This window comes from Bradyrhizobium sp. sGM-13 (genome assembly GCF_018398875.1).
Taxonomy (GTDB): Bacteria; Pseudomonadota; Alphaproteobacteria; order Rhizobiales; family Xanthobacteraceae; genus Bradyrhizobium.
Genome location: NZ_JAGWDK010000008.1, coordinates 57601 through 76607, shown reverse-complemented (window position 1 = coordinate 76607; position 19007 = coordinate 57601). Strand labels below are relative to the sequence as shown.

Genomic DNA, 19007 nt, shown 5'->3' with positions numbered 1-19007 from the left:
TGGATGTGTTCCCTTGGACCTCGACGCGCTTACCGGCTGTCTCGCCAGCTCCGCCTGTCTGGTGACGCAAACCACCAGCGGCTTCATCATCGGCATGTTGCTGTTTCTCGTCGCTGTCGGGCTGACGCTGATCTTCGGCGTACTCAAGGTCGTCAACTTCAGCCACGGCGCCTTCTATATGTTCGGCGCCTATTTCGCGATGACGGCCTATCAGTTCTCCGGCAGTTTTGCGCTGGCGATGCTGTGTGGTGCGGCCGGTACCGCCATCCTCGGTCTGATCTTCGAACGCGTCTTCATGAGCCGGGTCTACGGCGCTGACGTGTTGATGCAGCTTCTCGTCTGCTATGCCTTCGTGCTGATCTTTGATGACGTGGTGCGGATGATCTGGGGCCCTGAATTCAAATCGATGGGCATGCCGGCGGCGTTCCAGGTGGTGCCGCTGTTCATCGCCGGCGGGGTGGTGCCACCATATTATCTGCTCTTGATAGGTGTTGCGCTCACGGCCGCCATGATCCTCGGGCTCGGCCTTGCCCGCACCAGGATCGGCAAGGTAATCCGGGCGGCCGCCCATAACCCTGGCATGGTATCCGCGCTCGGCATCAACACCGGGCTCATTTATGGCGGCGTGTTCGCGCTTGGCGGCATGCTGGCGGGACTTGCCGGCGCACTTGCGGCGCCGGTGCGTTCGCTGACGCCGGGCATGGGATTCTCGGTCTTGATCGAATCCTTCATCGTCACCGTGATCGGTGGCATGGGCTCGATCCTCGGCGCGTTGATCGGTGCGCTCTTGATCGGCATGATCCGCTCGTTCGGTTCGCTCGGCTTTCCGCTGTTTACCGAAGGGCTGATGTATCTGTTCATGGTGATCGTGCTGGTGTCGCGGCCGACCGGCCTGTTCGGCAAGGAGGTCGCATGACCGAATTGCAGGCCGAGCAGGGCGCGCAGGCGCTCGAGGTCCCCCGTGAAGCAAAGACGCGGCGCAATCGGGATGCCCTGATCGCGCTTGCGGTCTTTGTCGTGCTGGCGCTGTTGCCGACGGTCTTCAGCAGCAAATTGCTGCTCGACTTCGTGATCCGCTGCGCCGCCTACGGGCTGTTCGCGACGTCGCTCAACCTTCTGGTCGGTTACACCGGCCTGATTTCGTTTGGTCACGGCATGTTCTTCGGCCTCGGCGCCTACGGCTTCGGGTTGATGATGCAGAAGACCGGTGTCCCCGTCCCGGCGGCTTTCGTTGCAACGCTGGCGATCACGCTTGTCGTCGCTCTCGTCATTGGTGCCATCTGCGTCCGGCTGAAGGAAATCTATTTCGCCTTCGTCACACTGGCGTTCCAGATGCTGATCCACTCGACAATCCTGTCCTGGGTCTCGCTGACCGGCGGCGATCAGGGATTGCGCGGCGGCATTCCGCGACCGCCATTTTTGGGCATTGATCTGTCGAACCAATTGCATCTCTATGTCGCGAGCTGCGCATTGCTGGTGATTGGGCTGTTCTTGATGCATCAGATCGCGCAGTCGCCGTTCGGCTACACGCTGCGCATGATCCGCGACAACGCAACGCGTGCGAGCTTCATCGGCATCGATGTCTGGCGTGCCAAACTGACGATCTTTGTGCTCGCGGCGCTGTTCGCCTCGACCGGCGGGATCATCATGGCGCTATTCGTCTCCGGGGCCTATCCGGAATTCGCCTATTGGACCATTTCGGGCGAGGGCATTTTCATCAACATGCTTGGCGGCGTGACCACATTCCTCGGGCCGATGGTCGGCACCGTGCTGCTCCTGATCCTCAACGACACCGTCACCCGCCTGACCGATTATCACGGCCTCGTGCTGGGGATCGTGATCCTGTTCTTTGCGATCGGCCTGCGGAAGGGCCTGATGGATTTCGTCGTCGAATGGTACGCGCAACGCCGTAACGGTGCCGGGGAGCGCGGCTAGCCATGCTGGAGATCCGCTCCCTTTCCAAGTCATTCGGCGGCGTCAAGGCGACAGATAATGTGACGCTGGATTTCACAGATGGTTCGCTCACCGCCGTGATCGGCCCCAACGGAGCCGGCAAGAGCACGTTCTTCAACCTGATCACCGGCGCGCTGACGCCCGACGCCGGCCAGATATTGCTCAACGGTCTCGACTTGGCCGGGCGCACGCCACCTGAGATCGTTCGCCACGGCATCGGCCGCGCGTTCCAGGTCGCGAGCATCTTCCCATCGCTGACGGTGCAGGAGACGATGCTGGCGGCGGTGTGTGCCGATCAGCGCAAAGCCAGCGTCCTGCACCGGCGCTTCCCGCTGGCGGAGACTCGCGACCGCGCCGAGAATGCGATGGAATTGCTGGGACTGGCCAGCAAGCGAAATCGGACTGCGGCGACGCTATCGCATGGCGACCAGAAGCTGCTCGATATCGCACTCGCGCTGGTACTCGATCCGAAGGTGCTGCTGCTCGACGAGCCAACCGCCGGCATGGGTACCGAAGAACGCTGGCGGATGATCGAGAAGGTGAGGGATCTCTGGGAGACGCAGAAGATCACGGTGGTGTTCATCGAGCACGACATGGATATCGTGTTCAAGATCGCGCCCGAGATCGTCGTGCTCTGCTACGGCCGCATTCTTGCAACCGGCAAACCGGATGCGATCCGCCGGAATGAGGCGGTGATCGAGGCCTATCTCGGCACCGAACACCATGCGGGGATCACTGTATGAGTGCGCAGCCGGTCGTGCAGGTCGAGGACCTCGACGTCTATTACGGCACCAGCCAGATATTGTTCGGCGTCGGGCTGTCGGTGCGGCAGGGCGAGACGATGGCCCTGCTCGGCCGCAACGGCGCCGGAAAATCGACCACCATGAAGGCCATCATGGGGCTCGCGCCGGCCCGCCGCGGCACGGTCACCTTGCAAGGCAGGGTTGTCTCCGGGCTGAAGCCGCATCACATCGCGCGCGCCGGCCTCGGCTTCGTGCCGGAGGATCGCCAGATCTTTCCCGAACATACGGTCGAGGACAATCTGGTGATCGGGGCCAAGAAGGGACCCAATGGCGAGGACGATTGGCCGATCCGGCGCATCCATGACGTGTTTCCACTGCTGGAGCCGCTGCGGCATCGGATCGCGGGAAGGCTGTCCGGCGGCGAACAGCAGATGCTGGCGATCGCGCGCACGCTGATGGGCAATCCCGCATTGCTGCTGCTGGACGAGCCGAGCGAGGGGCTGGCGCCGATCATCGTGCAGCGGATCGGCGAACTCTTGCGACAGCTCCGCGGCACCGGAGCCACCGTGCTGATCGCCGAGCAGAACATGCATTTTTGCCTTGGCCTTGCGAGCCACGCGACGGTTATCGACAAGGGCCAGATCGTCTACACATCTGGAATCGAAGAGCTGAAAGCCAACGACAATATTCGGCAGCGCTATCTCGCGCTGTAGCTTTCGGCCTAGCACTATCGACGATCTGGTCGAGGCCGGCGCGGTGCGCCAGGCCAAGGGAGGCACGGCATGAGTACCGATCTGGTTCGTTATTCCGTATCTAGCAATATTGCCGAGATCATGCTGGATCGCCCGCCGGTCAATGCGCTCAGCATGGACCTGATCGATGCGCTGCTGGCAGCGTTGGCGAAGGCCAGGGACGACGAGGCGGTGCGCGCCGTCATTATCGGCAGTGCGCACAAGGTGTTTTGCGCCGGGCTCGATCTGGACATTGTTCGCGGCAAGCCCGGAATCGAGATCAAGAAGTTTCTCGAACGGCTGTATTTTGCGCTCAACGATATCCAATATCGCATGGGTAAGCCGACGATTGCTGCAGTCGACGGCGCGGTTCGCGCCGGCGGCATGACGATCGCGATCACCTGCGATATGATCATCGCCGGCGAAGGCTGTACCTTCGGCTATCCCGAAATCGATGTCGGCCTGATCCCGGCGATCCATTTCGTGCAACTGCCGCGGCTGGTTGGCAAGCATCAGGCTTTTGGGCCGCTGTTTCTCGGCGAGCCTTTCGATGCCGCAACTGCCTTTCGCATGGGGTTGCTGAGTGAGGTCGTTCCGAAGGGAACCGCGCTGGATCGGGCGCGGGAGATCGCGCGCAAGCTTGCTGCCAAATCACCCATCGTCATGAAGATCGGGCGCGATGCTTTCATGCGGGCGGTCGACGCCGATTTCCGTCGTTCGGTCGAAAATGCCGCCGAGAGCTTTGCACTCGTTGCAACGACGGAGGACTGTCAGGAAGGCTTGAATGCGTTCGTCGAGAAGCGAACGCCGAACTACAGGGGGCGCTGATGGCTGGATTGTATTTCGAGGAGTTCGAGGTCGGCCGCGAATTCCATCATGAGTTCAGCCGCACGGTGACCGAGATGGACAACACGCTGTTCAGTCTCCTGACCATGAACCCGCAGCCGCTGCATATTGACGCGCATTTCGCCGAGAATACCGAATTCGGCCAGCGGCTGTTCAACAGCCTCTATACGCTCGGGATCATGATCGGCATGAGTGTCTACGATACGACACTCGGCACCACGATCGGCAATCTCGGCATGACCGATGTGAAATTTCCGAAACCGGTATTCCATGGCGATACGCTCAGGGCGCACACCAAGATCATTTCCAAGCGCGAGAGCAAGTCGCGGCCGAACCAGGGCATTGTCGAGTTTGAGCACACCATGACCAATCAGCGTGGCGAGGTGGTGGCGAGCTGCCGCCGGACCGGCCTGATGCATTGTAAACCGAAGGCGTAAACCGATGCGATCGTTCCTGTTCGTTCCCGGCGACAGCCTGCGCAAGTTCGAGAGCGCCAAAAAGACCGCGGCTGACGCGCTGATCCTCGACCTCGAGGACTCGATTGCGCCGGATGAGAAAGTCGGCGCGCGGCGGATCGTGCGCGAGATGCTTGCCGCCCGGAAACCGGACCAGAAGATGTATGTCCGCGTCAACGCGCTCGATACCGACTTGACGCTTGGCGACCTCGCCGCGGTCATGCCGGGCCGACCTGATGGCATCGTGCTGCCGAAATGCGCCGGCGCTGCCGACGTGAACCGTCTTTCGCTGTATCTCGATGCCTTCGAGGCCGCCGCCGAGATTGAACAGGAATCGACGAGGATCGTCACCGTAGCGACGGAGACGGCGAGGGCGGTGCTCAAGCTGCTCGATTTCGAGAACATGAGCCCGCGGCTGTGGGGCATGATGTGGGGCGCCGAGGATCTCGCCGCGTCGCTCGGCGCGTCGCGTAACCGGACCGCCGGCCGCTTTCATGGTCCGTTCCTGCTGGCGCGCGATCTCTGCCTGATCAGCGCGGCCGCAGCCGGCGTCGTCGCCATCGATACCATCGCCACCGACATCAACGATCTCGACGCGCTCAGGGAGGAATCCATTGCCGCCCGACAGGACGGGTTCCTTGCCAAGGCGGTGATCCATCCCAAGCACGTCGATGTCGTCAATGCCGCCTTCATGCCGACGGATGAGGAAATCGCCTGGTCGGAGAAGGTCGTCAAAGCGTTCAACGACAATCCGACGTCAGGTGTCGTGAAGATTGACGGCAAGATGATTGACAAGCCGCATCTGCGCGCCGCGGAGAAGATTTTGGCGCTGCGAGGACGATAGCGCGCTCATCTGCACCATCCTTAACAAAGTGTTGCCATCGCGCCCTCAGCGCATATCGGCATCCTGTTTTCGGACCTAGTCGCATTGGGCGAATTGGTGTTTTTTACAACCTCGCCCGATTCGAAAATTGCTGCCTTCGAGATTGCCGTGACACCGCCCCCCGCCGCAGCCGCCAGGCTGGACAGCGTTCCATTACCTTTGCCATCGAAGGAAACCGCCACCGTCCGCAAGGCGCCCGCGCGCGCCGATCGGCCGTTCAAGGGCATCGCGCTGGTGCTGGCCTCGACAATCTTTCTCGGCGCCTCCGACGTGACGGCGAAATATCTGTCCGCGACCCTGCCTTCGATCGAGATCGCCTGGATCCGTTTCCTGGTGTTCGCGATGATCATGACGCCGGCAATGCTGCCGGGTTCCCCGCTCTATGCGCTGCAGACCAAACGCCGCGGCCTGCATCTGTTGCGCGGCGCGGCGCTGTTGGGCTCGTCGCTGTTCTTCATCTCCGGCCTGCGGTTTCTTCCCATTGCGGAGGCCTCCGCCACCGGCTTCGTTGCGCCGCTGTTCGTCACCGCGCTGTCGATCATCTTCCTCGGCGAGAAGGTCGGCCTGCGCCGCTGGATCGCGACCGGCGTTGGCCTCGTCGGCGTGCTGATCATTCTGCGTCCCGGCACCGGCGCGTTTCACCCCGCGGCGTTCTTTCCGCTGGTTTCGGCGCTGGCCTGGGCCTGCACGCTGATCATGACGCGAATGATGAGCGGCACTGAGCGCGCCATCACCACAATGACCTATTCGTCAATCGCGGGCCTGCTCATTCTCTCCGCGCTGGTCCCGTTCGTCTGGGTGACGCCGACCTGGCACGATATCGCCTTCGGCATCCTGATCGGCGTCGCATCGACCGCGGGGCAGTGGATCGTGGTGCTGGCGTTCCGCTATGCCGACGCCTCCGTGCTGGCGCCGTTTTCCTACACGCAATTGCTGTGGGTCAGCGTGCTCGGCTTCCTGATCTTCGGCGAAGTCCCGGATGCCTACACGATCACCGGCGCCGCCTTCATCGTCGCTAGCGGCCTCTACACCGCCCATCGCGAACGGGTCCGCCGGTCGCAGCTCCTGACGGTCTCGGGCGAGTCGTCGCCCAACGCCTGATCCTGCCTTTCGCAGGGCGTCCAAAACGTGGCACGGGTGCCACAGCGACGCCGCAAAACGCTCGGTTGTGGCGCAAATCTGGCCGATTCAACCCCGCATCCGTAATTCTACGGCGGAACCCGTGCTACTGGGTTCCGATGGCGCCAGTAGAGCGCCTGATAATGGGGTTCGGGCGTTGCTTTTTCAGTTGCCATCGTCGGCGCACGGCCGACGCCGCCGGGATGCGGCTGCGTGGGCAGTCGCGATGTCGGCGTTTCTCTTCGGTGCGTGCCTGTCGGCGGCGCCCGCCAACGCGGCGTGTGCGCCCGATCCGGCGACGAGCGGTCAGACCGTCACCTGCAGCGGTAACACTCCGGCTGGCTTTCAGGCTGGCGGCGGCGTCGACAATCTCACGGTCAACGTGCTGGAGGGGGCGACCGTCAGCCACGGCGGCGGTGGCTCGGCCATCGGCGTCAATGACTTCAATACCATTACCAATAGCGGAACGATCACCGGCGGGACATTGAGCACCGGCATCTTCGCCGGCGTGAACAACACGATTGTCAACGCCGCCTCCGGCGTCATTACCATGGCCGACCTAAGTCAGGGAATCTTCGTCGCCGGCAACAGCACGGTGACGAACGCAGGCCAAATCACGATCACCGCGCCCGGGCCGGCGGACGGCATCCTGGCGATCAACGACGACAACACCGTCAGCAACATCGCCGGCGCAACCATTACCATATTCGGCCAAGCCTCCGGCATCTCGATGCAGGGCAATCGCGCCATCGTCAACAATGCCGGCACGATCAACGCGGGTCCCCTCAGCACCGGAATCGATGTGTTCGGCGACGATGCCCTGATCACGAGCAGCGGCGTGATCAACGTTGCCAACGGCACCGTCGGGATCCTGGCGCAGGGCGACCGCGCACTGATCACCCATTTCGGCACCATCAATGGCAGTACCGACAGCGCTGGCGTCGCCTATAACGGCTCGTCCGCCACGATCAGCAACAGCGGCCGTATCCTTCTTGGCGACGATACAGTCGGCATCGTCGACGATACGGTCGGCATCGTCGTGCTCGGCGATTCCAACACCATCACCAACAGCGGCACCATCACCGTCGGAAATGGCTTCGCCGCCGTAGGAATCGACGTCAGCAGTTTCGGCGGCAGCAACTCCGTCATCAACACCGGAACGATCAACGTCGGCGCGGACGCGACGGGTATTTTGCTCCAGGGCACCGGCACGGTTTTCAACTCTGGCACGATCAATGCCGCGGCTGGATTCGCGGCGATCGAACTCTGCGGCTGCGGCAACAGCACCCTGACGCTCGGGCCCGGCAGCGTTATCAACGGCCTCGTGATCGGCAACGGAACAGATATGTTGCAGCTTGGCGGTACCGGTAAGGATACTTTCAACCTCAGCCTGATCGGCGCGGGCCAGCAATATGACGGCTTCTCGATCTTCAACAAGGTCGATAGCTCGAACTGGACCGTCACCGGAACCGGCGCGCAGAACTGGAACGTGCTCGGCGGTACGCTCTCGGTCAACGGCGTCATCAATGGCCTTGTGACCGTGAATGCCGGCGGCACGCTCGGCGGCACCGGCACCATCGACAATGTCGTCGTCAATGGCGGCGCGCTGGCGCCGGGCAACTCGATCGGCACTCTCAATGTGGCCGGCAGCCTGACATTCTCAGCGGCGTCGAGCTACATGGTCGAAATCTCGGGCGCGAGCAGCGACCTGACCAGGGTCACCGGCGTGGCGACGCTTGGTGGTGCGACCGTCGTGGTCGTTCCGAGCGGCACGGTGACGAAGCAATACACGATCCTGACCGCGACCGGCGGCGTAGCCGACACGTTCAATCCGGTTGTGTCAGGCGTTTCGCCGAACCTGAATCCGAGCCTCAGCTATGACGCCAACAACGTCTATCTGAATTTCGCGCTGAACTACGGCGGCGGCCTCAACGTCAACCAGCAGAACGTCGCCAACGCGCTGACCAATTTCTTCCATACCACCGGCGGCATCCCGGCCGGTTTCGCCTCGCTCTCGCCGGCCGGCCTGACGCAGGTCTCCGGTGAACTGGCGACCGGATCGCAGCAGGCGACCTTCGATGCCATGAACCTGTTCCTGTCGCTGATCTCGGATCCGTTCGTGGCGGGCCGCAACGGCGGGCTCGGTGGCAACACCGGTGCAATCCCGTTCGCCGAGGAGAGCGCGCTCGGCTATGCCGCGAAGAAGCCCCGCGCCGCGCGCGACGCCTTTGCCAAATTCCCGACCAAGGCGGACATCGCGCGCAACGATCTGTTCGATCAGCGCTGGAGCGTCTGGGGCTCCGTCTTCGGCGGCGGCAGCAACACGTCAGGTAATGCCGCGCTCGGCTCGAACGACGCGACCGCGCGTGTTTTTGGCTTTGCTGTCGGTGCCGATTATCGCCTCTCGCGCGATACGCTGGCAGGCTTTGCGCTCGCCGGCGGCACCAATTTCAGCGTCTCGGGTTTCGGCTCGGGGCGCTCGGACCTGTTCCAGGCCGGCGCCTTCGTGCGGCACAATATGGGTCAGGCTTACGTCACCGCTGCTGCCGCCTATGGCTGGCAGGATGTAACCACGGAGCGCACCGTCACGGTGGCCGGCTTCGAGCGCCTGCGCGCCGAGTTCAACGCCAGCGCTTATTCCGGCCGCATCGAGGGCGGTTACCGCTATACGACGCCGTGGATGGGCATCACGCCCTATGCCGCCGGCCAGTTCACCACCTACAGCCTGCCGGCCTATGCCGAGCAGGTGCTGGCGGGCACCGGCGCCTTTGCGTTGAACTATGCGGCCAAGGACGTCACGGCCTCGCGCAGCGAACTCGGCGTTCGCACCGAGAAGTCCTTTGCCGTGCAAAATGGTGTCCTCACCTTGCGCGGCCGCGCCGCCTGGGCGCACGATTTCAATACCGATCGCAACGTCACGGCGCTTTTCCAGACACTGCCGGGCGCGGCCTTCGTCGTCAACGGGCCGGCGCAGGCGCATGATTCCGCGCTCGTCACGGGCGCGGCCGAGATGAAATGGCTGAACGGCTGGTCGGCTGCCGCGATCTTCGAAGGCCAGTTGTCCGACGTCACCAGTTCCTACGCCGGCAAGGGCGTTATGCGCTATTCGTGGTGATCCCATCATAGCGTTTTCAGGCGAAAGCCTGTTCCGCACTTGATGCGGGGTGGCCGCCGGTTCGCGAGAAGAAAACGCGTCAAGCAAAAATCCGGCACATCGGTTCTGATGCAATCAGAACCGATGATGCGCTAAGGTAAGTAAAAATCACCGGGAGGATCTTTCGTGCGCGCAGCCATTTTCCGCAACGGGGAAATTGTCGTCGACGAGATGCCGGAGCCGAAACCCGATGCCGGGCAGGTGCTGGTGAAGTCGCTGGCCTGCGGCATCTGCGGCTCCGACCTGCATGCGCGCAAGCACGCGCACCACATGGTGGAGCTCGCCAAGCATTTTCCGGGCCGCAAGCCGATGGATCTTTCGCGCGACGTCGTGTTCGGCCATGAATTCTGCTGCGAGGTGCTGGACTACGGTCCTGGCACCACGGGCAAGTTCAAGGCGGGCACCAGGGTTTGCTCGCTGCCAGCGCTGCTGACCCCGGAAGGCCCGAAGGGCATCGGCTATTCCAACGACAATGTCGGCGCCTATGCCGAGCGCCTGCTGCTCAGCGAAGCCCTGCTGCTCGAAGTTCCGAACGGCCTCGCCGCCGAGCACGCCGCGCTCACCGAACCGCTCGCGGTCGGCGTTCATGCCGTGGCAAAAGCCGACATCAGGGGAGGCGAGGTACCCTTGGTGATCGGCTGCGGCCCGGTTGGGCTCGCCGTCATCGCAGCGCTGAAGATCAGGGGATTGCACTCGATCGTGGCCGCAGATTACTCGCCGGCACGCCGCGCGCTTGCCGAAAAGCTCGGCGCCGACGTCGTCGTCGATCCCGCACGCTCGCAGCCCTACGCGACCTGGGCCGAGCACGCCCAGATGTCGCCGGAGGAAAAGGCTGCGCGCCCGCCGCTGCAGGCGCTGTTGCCGGCGCTGAAACCCGCGCTGATCTTCGAATGCGTCGGCGTGCCCGGCCTGATCCAGCAGGTGTTCGAGGGCGCGCCGCGCGATGCCCGCATCGTCGTGGTCGGCGTCTGCATGGAGACCGACCGCTCCGAGCCGATGCTCGGCATCCTAAAGGAGCTCAACGTTCAGTACGTACTCGGCTACACGCCCGAGGAATTCGCCTATTCGCTCCGTCTGATCGCGGAAGGGCAGGTGGACGCCGCCTCGATGGTGACCGCCACCGTCGGCATCGACGGCATCGCCAAGGCCTTTGCCGATCTCGCCAACCCGGAAGTGCACACCAAGATCATCGTCGAGCCGTGGCGGTGATCGTTACCGTAGGTGGGTAAAGGCGCGTTTGCGCCGTGCCCACCATGCATCCGCGTTTTCATTTTGATGGTGGGCACGCGGAGCCTGTCATCGGGCGCGCATTCGCGCGACCCGGTGGCTTTGGCCACCCTACGGCGCTGCCCGATGCCTCGGATATTCAAGCTGCATCGCGACGAAGTCGGTCGTCTGCGTCCCGTAGCGCGCCGCAATTCCCTGTAACGCATCGTCCAGCGCTTCGGCTGGCTTGCGATCTGCGACAGACGGCAGTAATCGCGCCGCGGGCCAGTTCGCCGCGACCTGGTCGGGAAGTATCCGCAAGCCGCCGCGACTGTGCTGCGCGCCGGCAGAGCTGGCGAACGTCACCGCCTGTGAGCGATAGGTCCGCGACCATGCATCGGTGACGAGCGCCAGCGACACTTCGTCGACGCCTCCCTTGAGTTCGATGCCGAGTTGCTCGTGCGCCCAGAACGCGACCGTGTTGCGGATGGCCGTCAACGCAAACGGGCGCGTGAACTTGAATGCGTCGCTCTCATGGCGCGCGTCCCAATCGGCCAGTCCGATATCCCGGCCGACGGCGCGCGCCTTGTCGGGGCCGGCAATCGCCTCGATCAGCGTGAGCGACATCGGCATCGACGCCGTGATGCCGGTCGTCGTCGCTACGCCGTCATCGACCACCAGCCGGCGGTCCTCGACATAGCGCATGGTGGGATGCTTGCCGCGCAATTCCTTGATGGAATACCAGTGGGTGGTCGCACGCTTGCCATGCAGCAGCCCGGCATCGCCGACCACTTTGGCGCCGACGCAAACGCCGATGATGATCGCCTTCTTGGCCGCTTGACTCCTGATCCATTGCAGCGCCGCCGGATCGTCGTCGCGGCTCATGGCGGGGACGATGACATAGTCGGCGCCGTCGGGATGCTGCGCATCGAACTCCGCTGTTGTCGCGTGCGGTTCGACCTTGAGCGTCGGATAGAGCGTCACCGGACCCGGTTTCGTCGCCAGCGCGACGACATCGGCGACGTCGGCGCGCTTGAGGATGCCATAGGGCATAAGAATGGTCTCGGTGGCGTCGTTGATCCCGATGATCGCGATCAGCGGGCGCTGCCGCTTCGGCGGCTTCAGCGCCGCGACCGTCGCATCGCGCTCGTCTTGCGTAATCGCCGGCGGGGCCGCGGCCGAGGACGCCGGTGGCAATGAGAAAATCCAGGCTCCGCCGACCCCGGCAACAAGCGCGACTGCGCCGAGCGCGCTCCACAATACACGTCGCGAATTCATCGGTTTGCCGGCACGCGCCTCACCCATATCGACCAACCGCAGTCTACAGCCGTAGTGATCTGCCTGAAATGACGTAAATCCGGCGAAAACCGCCATGCGCGGAGAGATGCGAACCGACAATTTCGTGTCCCGGACGCGGAGCAGCGCGTCCCGGCGATGCGAAGCATCGTCCGGTACGCTGCACCGCAGAGCCGGGACCCATTGTGCCCGTGAGATGGACCCCGGCTCTGCAGCGCACCGCCGGAGTCGCGCGAAGCGCGATCCCGGACGCGCTGCGCAGCGTCCGGGGAACGCAAGCTGAGAGATCGCTGCCGGGATCATCCCGGTTTGCGGGAATATCCATCCGGCCCGGCGGCCATTGTCTCATGCCGTGCGACGCCGCAGCTTTGCGGGTGAACGTCGCGGCCTCTGGACAAGGAGGACTTCATGCCGTCGGACAGACGTATGTTCTTGGGCGCGGGCCTCGGCGTCACCGCCGCGCTCGCTTCGCACGCCAGCGCCTTGGCAGCATCGGCACAGACGGTGTCGGCAGACGACCCGCATCTGCCTGCTAATGTCCGCCTTGAGCCGGAGGTTCGCGCCGCCGCAGCCCATGATTTTGGCCGCCTCATTCACAAGCAACCGCGCGGCGTGCTCAGGCCCGCAGCGAGCGCCGACATTGCGGGCCTGATGCGTTGCGCGAAAGGCCACGGCGTCAAGGTGGCGGCGCGCGGGCAGGGCCACTCGATCTTTGGCCGCTCGCTGTCCGAGGACGGCGTCGTCGTCGATATGAGCGCAATGAACGCAATTCGCGAGATCCAGCACGATCGCGTCGTGGTCGACGCCGGAGCGACGTGGAAAGATCTGCTCGACGCGACCCTGGCGCAGGGACTCACGCCGCCAGTGCTGACCAACTATCTCGGCCTATCGGTCGGGGGAACGATCGCGGTGGGCGGCATCGGAGCGACGTCATCCCGGCATGGTGTGCAAACCGACAACGTCATCGCGCTGGACGTGGTAACAGGCGACGGCAATGAACTGAGTTGCTCGGCGGACTCCAACACGGATCTCTTCGACAGCGTCCGCGCCGGCCTCGGCCAATGCGGCATCGTCACCCGGGCAACGCTGCTCCTGGCGCGCGCTCCCGAGCGCATCAGGCGCTTTCAGCTCTTCTACCGCGATTTGTCATCGCTGACGGCGGACCAGCGGCGCGTGCTGACGGAAGGGCGCTTCGACCAGTTGCAGGGGGCCATTCTTCCCGATGGCAGCGGCGGTTGGCAGTACCAGCTCGACGGCGCGATACCCTATAGCAGCGGGTCGGCTCCCGATGACAAGGCGGTACTTTCCGGATTGACGGATGAGCGCGGCGCCGCCGTCATCGCCGACCTGAGCTATCGCGAGGACGCCCTGGCGTTTGGAAGATTCGAAAATCTGCTGCGCGCCAAAGGCCAGTGGTCCAATCCGCAGCCTTGGCTTTTGACGTTCCTGCGCGGCAGCAACGCCGAACGGGCCGCTGGCGATATTCTGGCTGGCCTGAAGGGCGATGCTGTTGGTCCGTTCGGGCGGATAACTCTCTACCCTTTGCTCACGCGGGCATTTCATACGCCGCTGGTTCGCCTGCCGAAGGAAGACATGGTCTTCGTCTTCAATCTCATTCGCATCCCCGCATCGAGCGATGCGGCGGTGGCGGAGCGGATGGTTGCGGAAAATCGTACGCTCTACGATCGCATTCGCGAAGCCGGCGGCGTTCAGTATCCGGTCGGTGCCTTCGCCATGTCGCCTGGCGATTGGGAGGTTCACTTCGGATCAAGCTGGCCGCAGTTTCGCGAAGCCAAGCGGCGCTACGATCCACAACATCTGCTGGCGCCCGGATATAATGTATTCTGACGTGCTGCTGAACTAAAGCAGATCGGTCTTCAGGCTGCTCGCCAGAAAATCCGAGAAACGCCGGACGCGCTCCAGCGGCGCCCGTGTCGGCGGCCAGACCAACTGGATCTGCATTCCCTCGGTTTCGAATTCAGGCAGAACGATCGTGAGCGCGCCCTGCGCGACGAGATCGCTGATCTGCCACAGCGGCAGCCGGGCAAGGCCGGTGCCTTCGCGCGCGGCAGCGCGGATCGAAGCGGCGCTGTTCGAACGAAGGCGGCCGTGCACCCTGATCGACTGCAGCCGGCCGTCGATTCGAAACGGCCATTTGTCGATCACCTCGGCGCCGGCCCGCAAGATGCAGGCGTGCTGCTCGAGATCGACGGGGTGCTGCGGCCGGCCATGTTCGGCGAAATAAGACGGCGCGCCGACGACGACCACGCGCAGCGTATGCAATCGGCGGGCGATCAGGGATTCATCGGCGGAGTCGCCGATCCGCACGGCAATATCGAGGCCATCAGCAACGAGATCGACCTGCTCGTCGGAGGCGCGAAGCTCGACGTCCACGTTGGGATAGAGTTGTAGAAAACGGCTGACGATCGGCGCCACATAGGACGACGCAAACAGAATGGGCGCTCCGATTTTCAACAGGCCCAGAATTTCGCCGCGCAGGTTGGCTGCTTCGGCCCGCGCCTCGATGATTTCTGCAACCGCCGGCTTGATACGTTCGTAAAATACCCGCCCCGCCTCGGTTGGCTCCGACCGCCGCGTGGTGCGTTTCACGAGCTCGACGCCAAGCGCACGTTCCAGCGCCATCAGCGACCGGTTGAGGGATTGCAACGGGCGCCGAAGATGACGAGAGGCCGCCGCCTGGCTGCCCTTCTCGATGACCGCCAGGAAGGCTTCGAGATCGTCCAACCGTTCCAATTCGATATGCCGCGTCTGATATACCGCCCCTTGGGAAGGTGGATCGAACATCCAGCGAATGCAAGGTCGGCAGGGGCGACAGGCAAATCACTTCTGATTTTCGGAAATCGTGTCAAGCCCGGGATTCAAAAATATTTCGCTTCACGCGAGAAGCAAATCAGCCGCATATTTCCGCCCGTCTCACCCGATCGAGGGGCGCTCGCGAACGTCACGAACGTGCGGTGAGATGCGATGGACGCGGAAAGCGCGATAGACGTTGCGCGCAGGAAGCGTACGGCGAAGTCGTGTGGTTCGGGCGCCGCGGTGCTGGCGTTAAGTCGGCGGGAAGTGTCCCGTCGGCGACGGAGCCAAAAGAGCCGTTCTCCGGGAAGAGCACGAAGTAAGCCGTAAAGCTATTGCGCAGGGAAGGCCGGGATGCTCCCGCTGTACCTGTATGCTCGTGTGCGCTTTTGCTTTGCGCAATTGCACACGAGACCGCGGGTGCAGCCAGCACCCGGTCTTCCCTGCGCCCTCTATCTTCAGAGGGGCAAAACAAGATGCAAACCTCGGGCGATCAGCGCCGCGAGATCGTGAATGTGTGTCGATCGTAGGATGGGTGGAGCGAAGCGAAACCCATCACCTTCTGCGCCCTGCATTGATGGGTATCGCTTCGCTCCACCCATCCTACGGATCTGCGCTCGCAATAACGGGATGAGAGCTGTGCTACACCGGCAGCGCGATCGAATATTTCACCTGGCTCAGCGCAAAACTCGACTCGATGGATGCGATGCCGTCGAGCCGCGTCAGCTTGGTCTTCAGGAACGCTTCATAGGAGGAGAGGTCGGCCGCCACGACGCGCAGGAGGTAATCGCGATTGCCGGTCATCAGATAGCACTCCAGCACCTCGTCCCATTTCGAGATCGCTTTGGCAAAGCGGTTGAGGTCTTCCTCCTTCTGCCGCGCCAGCTTGATCGAGATGAAGACGCTGACATGCAAGCCCAACGATTTCTGGTCGACGGTCGCGATGTAGCGGGTGATGACGCCGCGCTCTTCCAGAAGCTTGACGCGGCGGTGGCAGGGCGACACGGACAGGCCGACCTTGTCGGCGAGCTCCTGCATGGTCACGCGGCTGTCGGACTGCAGCAGGGCAAGAATCTTGCGGTCGATGGCGTCGAGGGAGGGCATTGGGATGAACTCAGGGTTTGGAGGCGGATTGTGGGAAGCTATCCCAATATCGGGCGGTATGTCGCAGGAAATTGAGAAGTTTGGTAGCCCACCGCCCGCTAAAATCGGCGCATACTGAATGCCTCCGGAGCATGGCCATGCCGATCGAGCCCGCACGCCTGGAAATGCTGACCGCGCTGGCGCGCAAGGTGTTGTGGTTGTCGTCATGGACCATCCATCACGCCAATCACGTCAGGCCTAACGTCGATGGCTTGAAGGTCGGTGGCCATCAGGCGTCATCCGCCTCGCTCGCCAACATCATGTCGGCGCTGTATTTCTCCGTGCTACGGCCGCAGGACCGCGTCGCGGTGAAGCCGCATGCGAGCCCGGTGTTTCACGCCATCCAGTATCTGTTCGGCCACCAGACCCGCGACAAGCTGGAAAATTTCCGCGGCTTCAAGGGCGCGCAATCCTATCCGTCGCGCACCAAGGATGCCGATGACGTCGATTTCTCCACCGGCTCGGTCGGCCTCGGCGTCGCGCAAACCCTGTTCTCCTCGCTGGTGCAGGATTACGTCGCTGCCCACGGCTGGATGAAGGAGCGCCCCGAAGGGCGAATGATTGCGCTCGTCGGCGACGCCGAGATGGACGAGGGCAATATTTTCGAGGCACTGCTCGAGGGCTGGAAGCATGCGCTGCGCAACACCTGGTGGGTGGTCGATTACAACCGCCAGAGCCTCGATGCGGTCGTCCGCGAAGGGCTGTGGGCGAAGTTTGAGACGATGTTTCGCAATTTCGGCTGGGAGGTCGTGATCGTGAAATACGGCCGCCTGATGCAGGCGGCGTTCGCCGAGCCCGGCGGCGAGGCCTTGCGGCGCTGGATCGATAATTGCCCGAACCAGATGTACGCCGCGCTATGCTTCCAGGGCGGCGCGGCGTTCCGCAAGCACTTGCAGGACGACATCGGCGATCAGGGGCAGGTCTCGCAACTGATCGACCGCCGCAGCGACGACGAATTGCTGGCGCTGATGTCCAATCTCGGCGGACACGACATGGCCAGCATGATCGAGGCGTTTGAATCGATCGATCACGATCGGCCCGTCTGCTTCATCGCCTACACCATCAAGGGCGTCGGCCTGCCGATGCAGGGCCACAAGGACAACCACGCCGGCCTGATGACGGTGGCGCAGATGGAGAAGTGGCGCGCCGCGCAGAACATCCGCCCGGGCCATGAATGGGACAAGTTCGAAGGCCTGTCGCAGCCGCCGGCCGAACTCGAAGCATTTTTGGCGGCAGCGCCCTTCAACCAGGAAGGCCGCCGCCGGCTGACCGCGCCAGTGATCGAAGTGCCCGAGCGGCTTACCTTCAAGCCGGCGGCGCAGATGTCGACGCAGCAGGGTTTTGGGCTGGTGCTCAATGAGCTCGCGCGCGGCGATACCGAACTGGCCGCGCGCATCGTAACTGCATCGCCTGATGTCACCGTCTCGACCAATCTCGGCGCCTGGGTCAACCGCCGCGGGCTGTTCGCCAAAGCCGAAAACCACGACCTGTTCCGGCAGGAGAAGATTCCGTCCGCCTACACCTGGGAGTTCTCGCCGAAGGGGCAGCACCTCGAGCTCGGCATCGCCGAGATGAACCTGTTCATCATGCTGTCGGCGCTCGGCCTGTCGCATCAGATCAACGGCGAGCGGCTGCTGCCGGTCGGCACGTTGTACGATCCCTTCATCGAGCGCGGCCTCGATGCGCTGAACTACGCCTGTTACCAGGACGCGCGCTTCATGGTGGTGGCGACGCCATCCGGCATCACGCTGGCGCCGGAAGGCGGCGCGCATCAGTCGATCGCCACGCCCTTGATCGGCATGGCGCAGGACGGGCTGGCTTCGTTCGAGCCGGCGTTCGTCGATGAACTTGCCGTGATCATGGGCTGGGGCTTTCGCCACATGCAGCGCGAAGACGGTGAGGGCGGTTCGGTCTATCTGCGGCTGTCGACCCGCACGATCGACCAGCCGCAGCGCATCATGACGCCGGCCCTGCAGAGCGATATCACTGCGGGCGCTTACTGGCTGCGTGAGCCAGGCGCCAATTGCGATATCGTGATCGCCTATACCGGCGCGGTCGCGCCCGAGGCGATCGAGGCGGTGGGCTTGATCGGCGAAAGCCACCGCGATGTCGGTTTACTGGCGATAACCTCCGCGGACCGGCTGCATGCGGGTTGGTCCGCCGCGCGGAACTTGCGCCGTGACCGCCGTGGCATCCAGCATCTCAGCCATATCGAAAAGCTGCTGGCGCCGCTGTCGCGCGATTGCGGCCTCGTCACCGTGATCGACGGCCATCCGGCGGCGCTCGGCTGGCTCGGCAGCGTCCGCGGCCATCGCGCTGAAGCGCTCGGCGTCGAGCAGTTCGGCCAGACCGGCACGATCGGCGACCTCTACCGCCACTACGGCATCGACGCCAACGCCATCATCGACGCCGCCGAAAGCCTCACCGTAGGAGCACCGGTGCGGCATCGGAAAATGGCGGTTTAGCCGTCGTTTATAACCGTCGTCCCTGCGAACGCAGGGACCCATAATTACAGGGAGTAGTTGTCTAGGAAGGCGTCTGCCAGCGCACCCAAAGAGAGGCCGCGGCGTATGGGTCCCTGCGTTCGCAGGGACGACGGTGAGGGGCGCACCTTGCCACCCTCACACCGCTGTCCTTATATCCAGCGCCTGCCGCATCGCGGCA

Annotated in this window: 15 protein-coding genes; 12 read left to right on the top strand and 3 right to left on the bottom strand. The window is 63.4% G+C overall.

The features are described 5' to 3' along the window. Positions 1–13: 13 nt before the first annotated feature. The 10 genes from KJQ96_RS14140 to KJQ96_RS14095 all read left to right on the top strand — a co-directional run bounded on the left by KJQ96_RS14140 (position 14) and on the right by KJQ96_RS14095 (position 11093). On the top strand, positions 14–916 hold the full coding sequence (locus KJQ96_RS14140; protein ID WP_213287199.1) for a branched-chain amino acid ABC transporter permease: 903 nt from the start codon (positions 14–16) through the stop codon (positions 914–916). Further along, positions 913–1935 (top strand): branched-chain amino acid ABC transporter permease, encoded by a 1023-nt coding sequence (locus tag KJQ96_RS14135; RefSeq protein WP_213287198.1) that lies wholly within the window; start codon positions 913–915, stop codon positions 1933–1935. Before KJQ96_RS14140 ends, KJQ96_RS14135 begins: the two co-directional genes overlap by 4 nt. A gap of 2 nt (positions 1936–1937) precedes the next feature. After that, a complete protein-coding gene (locus tag KJQ96_RS14130; protein WP_213287197.1) occupies positions 1938–2696 on the top strand; it encodes an ABC transporter ATP-binding protein in 759 nt (252 codons plus the stop codon). Beyond that, positions 2693–3409 (top strand): ABC transporter ATP-binding protein, encoded by a 717-nt coding sequence (locus KJQ96_RS14125; RefSeq protein ID WP_213287196.1) that lies wholly within the window; start codon positions 2693–2695, stop codon positions 3407–3409. Before KJQ96_RS14130 ends, KJQ96_RS14125 begins: the two co-directional genes overlap by 4 nt. Before the next feature lie 69 nt (positions 3410–3478). After that, positions 3479–4255: an enoyl-CoA hydratase/isomerase family protein gene (locus KJQ96_RS14120; RefSeq protein WP_213287195.1), complete on the top strand. Its 777-nt coding sequence runs from the start codon at positions 3479–3481 to the stop codon at positions 4253–4255. Next, a complete protein-coding gene (locus KJQ96_RS14115; RefSeq protein ID WP_028350125.1) occupies positions 4255–4710 on the top strand; it encodes a MaoC family dehydratase in 456 nt (151 codons plus the stop codon). The genes KJQ96_RS14120 and KJQ96_RS14115 overlap by 1 nt, the downstream gene beginning before the upstream one ends. Before the next feature lie 4 nt (positions 4711–4714). After that, a complete protein-coding gene (locus tag KJQ96_RS14110) occupies positions 4715–5572 on the top strand; it encodes a CoA ester lyase (protein WP_213287194.1) in 858 nt (285 codons plus the stop codon). A 198-nt stretch (positions 5573–5770) separates the two neighbouring features. Beyond that, positions 5771–6712: a DMT family transporter gene (locus tag KJQ96_RS14105; protein ID WP_375293168.1), complete on the top strand. Its 942-nt coding sequence runs from the start codon at positions 5771–5773 to the stop codon at positions 6710–6712. Positions 6713–6956: 244 nt separating this feature from the next. After that, positions 6957–9845 carry an autotransporter domain-containing protein gene (locus KJQ96_RS14100; RefSeq protein ID WP_213287192.1) on the top strand — a complete coding sequence of 963 codons (2889 nt, stop codon included), beginning with the start codon at positions 6957–6959 and terminating at the stop codon, positions 9843–9845. Positions 9846–10010: 165 nt separating this feature from the next. Next, positions 10011–11093, top strand: coding sequence for a zinc-binding dehydrogenase (locus tag KJQ96_RS14095; protein ID WP_213287191.1), 1083 nt, complete (start codon positions 10011–10013; stop codon positions 11091–11093). Positions 11094–11222: 129 nt separating this feature from the next. Here KJQ96_RS14095 and KJQ96_RS14090 read toward each other — a convergent pair whose 3' ends face one another. Next, the gene (locus tag KJQ96_RS14090; RefSeq protein ID WP_213287362.1) at positions 11223–12368 is read right to left on the bottom strand and encodes a DJ-1/PfpI family protein; all 1146 of its coding nucleotides are present in this window, start codon (positions 12366–12368) and stop codon (positions 11223–11225) included. Between the two features lie 426 nt (positions 12369–12794). Between KJQ96_RS14090 and KJQ96_RS14085 the strand changes: the two genes are divergently transcribed. Next, the gene (locus tag KJQ96_RS14085; RefSeq protein ID WP_213287190.1) at positions 12795–14234 is read left to right on the top strand and encodes an FAD-binding protein; all 1440 of its coding nucleotides are present in this window, start codon (positions 12795–12797) and stop codon (positions 14232–14234) included. 12 nt (positions 14235–14246) lie between these two features. On the opposite strand, the gene KJQ96_RS14080 is transcribed toward KJQ96_RS14085, so the two are convergent. Both KJQ96_RS14080 and KJQ96_RS14075 read right to left on the bottom strand, forming a co-directional pair. Next, a complete protein-coding gene (locus KJQ96_RS14080; RefSeq protein WP_213287189.1) occupies positions 14247–15140 on the bottom strand; it encodes a LysR family transcriptional regulator in 894 nt (297 codons plus the stop codon). Positions 15141–15842: 702 nt separating this feature from the next. Continuing rightward, positions 15843–16304, bottom strand: coding sequence for an Lrp/AsnC family transcriptional regulator (locus tag KJQ96_RS14075; protein WP_213287188.1), 462 nt, complete (start codon positions 16302–16304; stop codon positions 15843–15845). Between the two features lie 137 nt (positions 16305–16441). On the opposite strand from KJQ96_RS14075, the gene KJQ96_RS14070 reads away from it, so the two are divergent. Further along, positions 16442–18808 (top strand): transketolase, encoded by a 2367-nt coding sequence (locus KJQ96_RS14070; RefSeq protein WP_213287187.1) that lies wholly within the window; start codon positions 16442–16444, stop codon positions 18806–18808. Positions 18809–19007 lie beyond the last annotated feature (199 nt).

What these genes read in the sequence shown, in the direction of transcription:
- KJQ96_RS14100 (WP_213287192.1), top strand. Translation starts at nt 6,957, where the DNA reads ATGTCGGCGTTTCTCTTCGGTGCGTGCCTGTCGGCGGCGCCCGCCAAC.
- KJQ96_RS14120 (WP_213287195.1), top strand. Translation starts at nt 3,479, where the DNA reads ATGAGTACCGATCTGGTTCGTTATTCCGTATCTAGCAATATTGCCGAG.
- KJQ96_RS14075 (WP_213287188.1), bottom strand. Translation starts at nt 16,304, where the DNA reads ATGCCCTCCCTCGACGCCATCGACCGCAAGATTCTTGCCCTGCTGCAG.
- KJQ96_RS14125 (WP_213287196.1), top strand. Translation starts at nt 2,693, where the DNA reads ATGAGTGCGCAGCCGGTCGTGCAGGTCGAGGACCTCGACGTCTATTAC.
- KJQ96_RS14130 (WP_213287197.1), top strand. Translation starts at nt 1,938, where the DNA reads ATGCTGGAGATCCGCTCCCTTTCCAAGTCATTCGGCGGCGTCAAGGCG.
- KJQ96_RS14085 (WP_213287190.1), top strand. Translation starts at nt 12,795, where the DNA reads ATGCCGTCGGACAGACGTATGTTCTTGGGCGCGGGCCTCGGCGTCACC.
- KJQ96_RS14090 (WP_213287362.1), bottom strand. Translation starts at nt 12,368, where the DNA reads ATGAATTCGCGACGTGTATTGTGGAGCGCGCTCGGCGCAGTCGCGCTT.
- KJQ96_RS14115 (WP_028350125.1), top strand. Translation starts at nt 4,255, where the DNA reads ATGGCTGGATTGTATTTCGAGGAGTTCGAGGTCGGCCGCGAATTCCAT.
- KJQ96_RS14070 (WP_213287187.1), top strand. Translation starts at nt 16,442, where the DNA reads ATGCCGATCGAGCCCGCACGCCTGGAAATGCTGACCGCGCTGGCGCGC.
- KJQ96_RS14110 (WP_213287194.1), top strand. Translation starts at nt 4,715, where the DNA reads ATGCGATCGTTCCTGTTCGTTCCCGGCGACAGCCTGCGCAAGTTCGAG.
- KJQ96_RS14135 (WP_213287198.1), top strand. Translation starts at nt 913, where the DNA reads ATGACCGAATTGCAGGCCGAGCAGGGCGCGCAGGCGCTCGAGGTCCCC.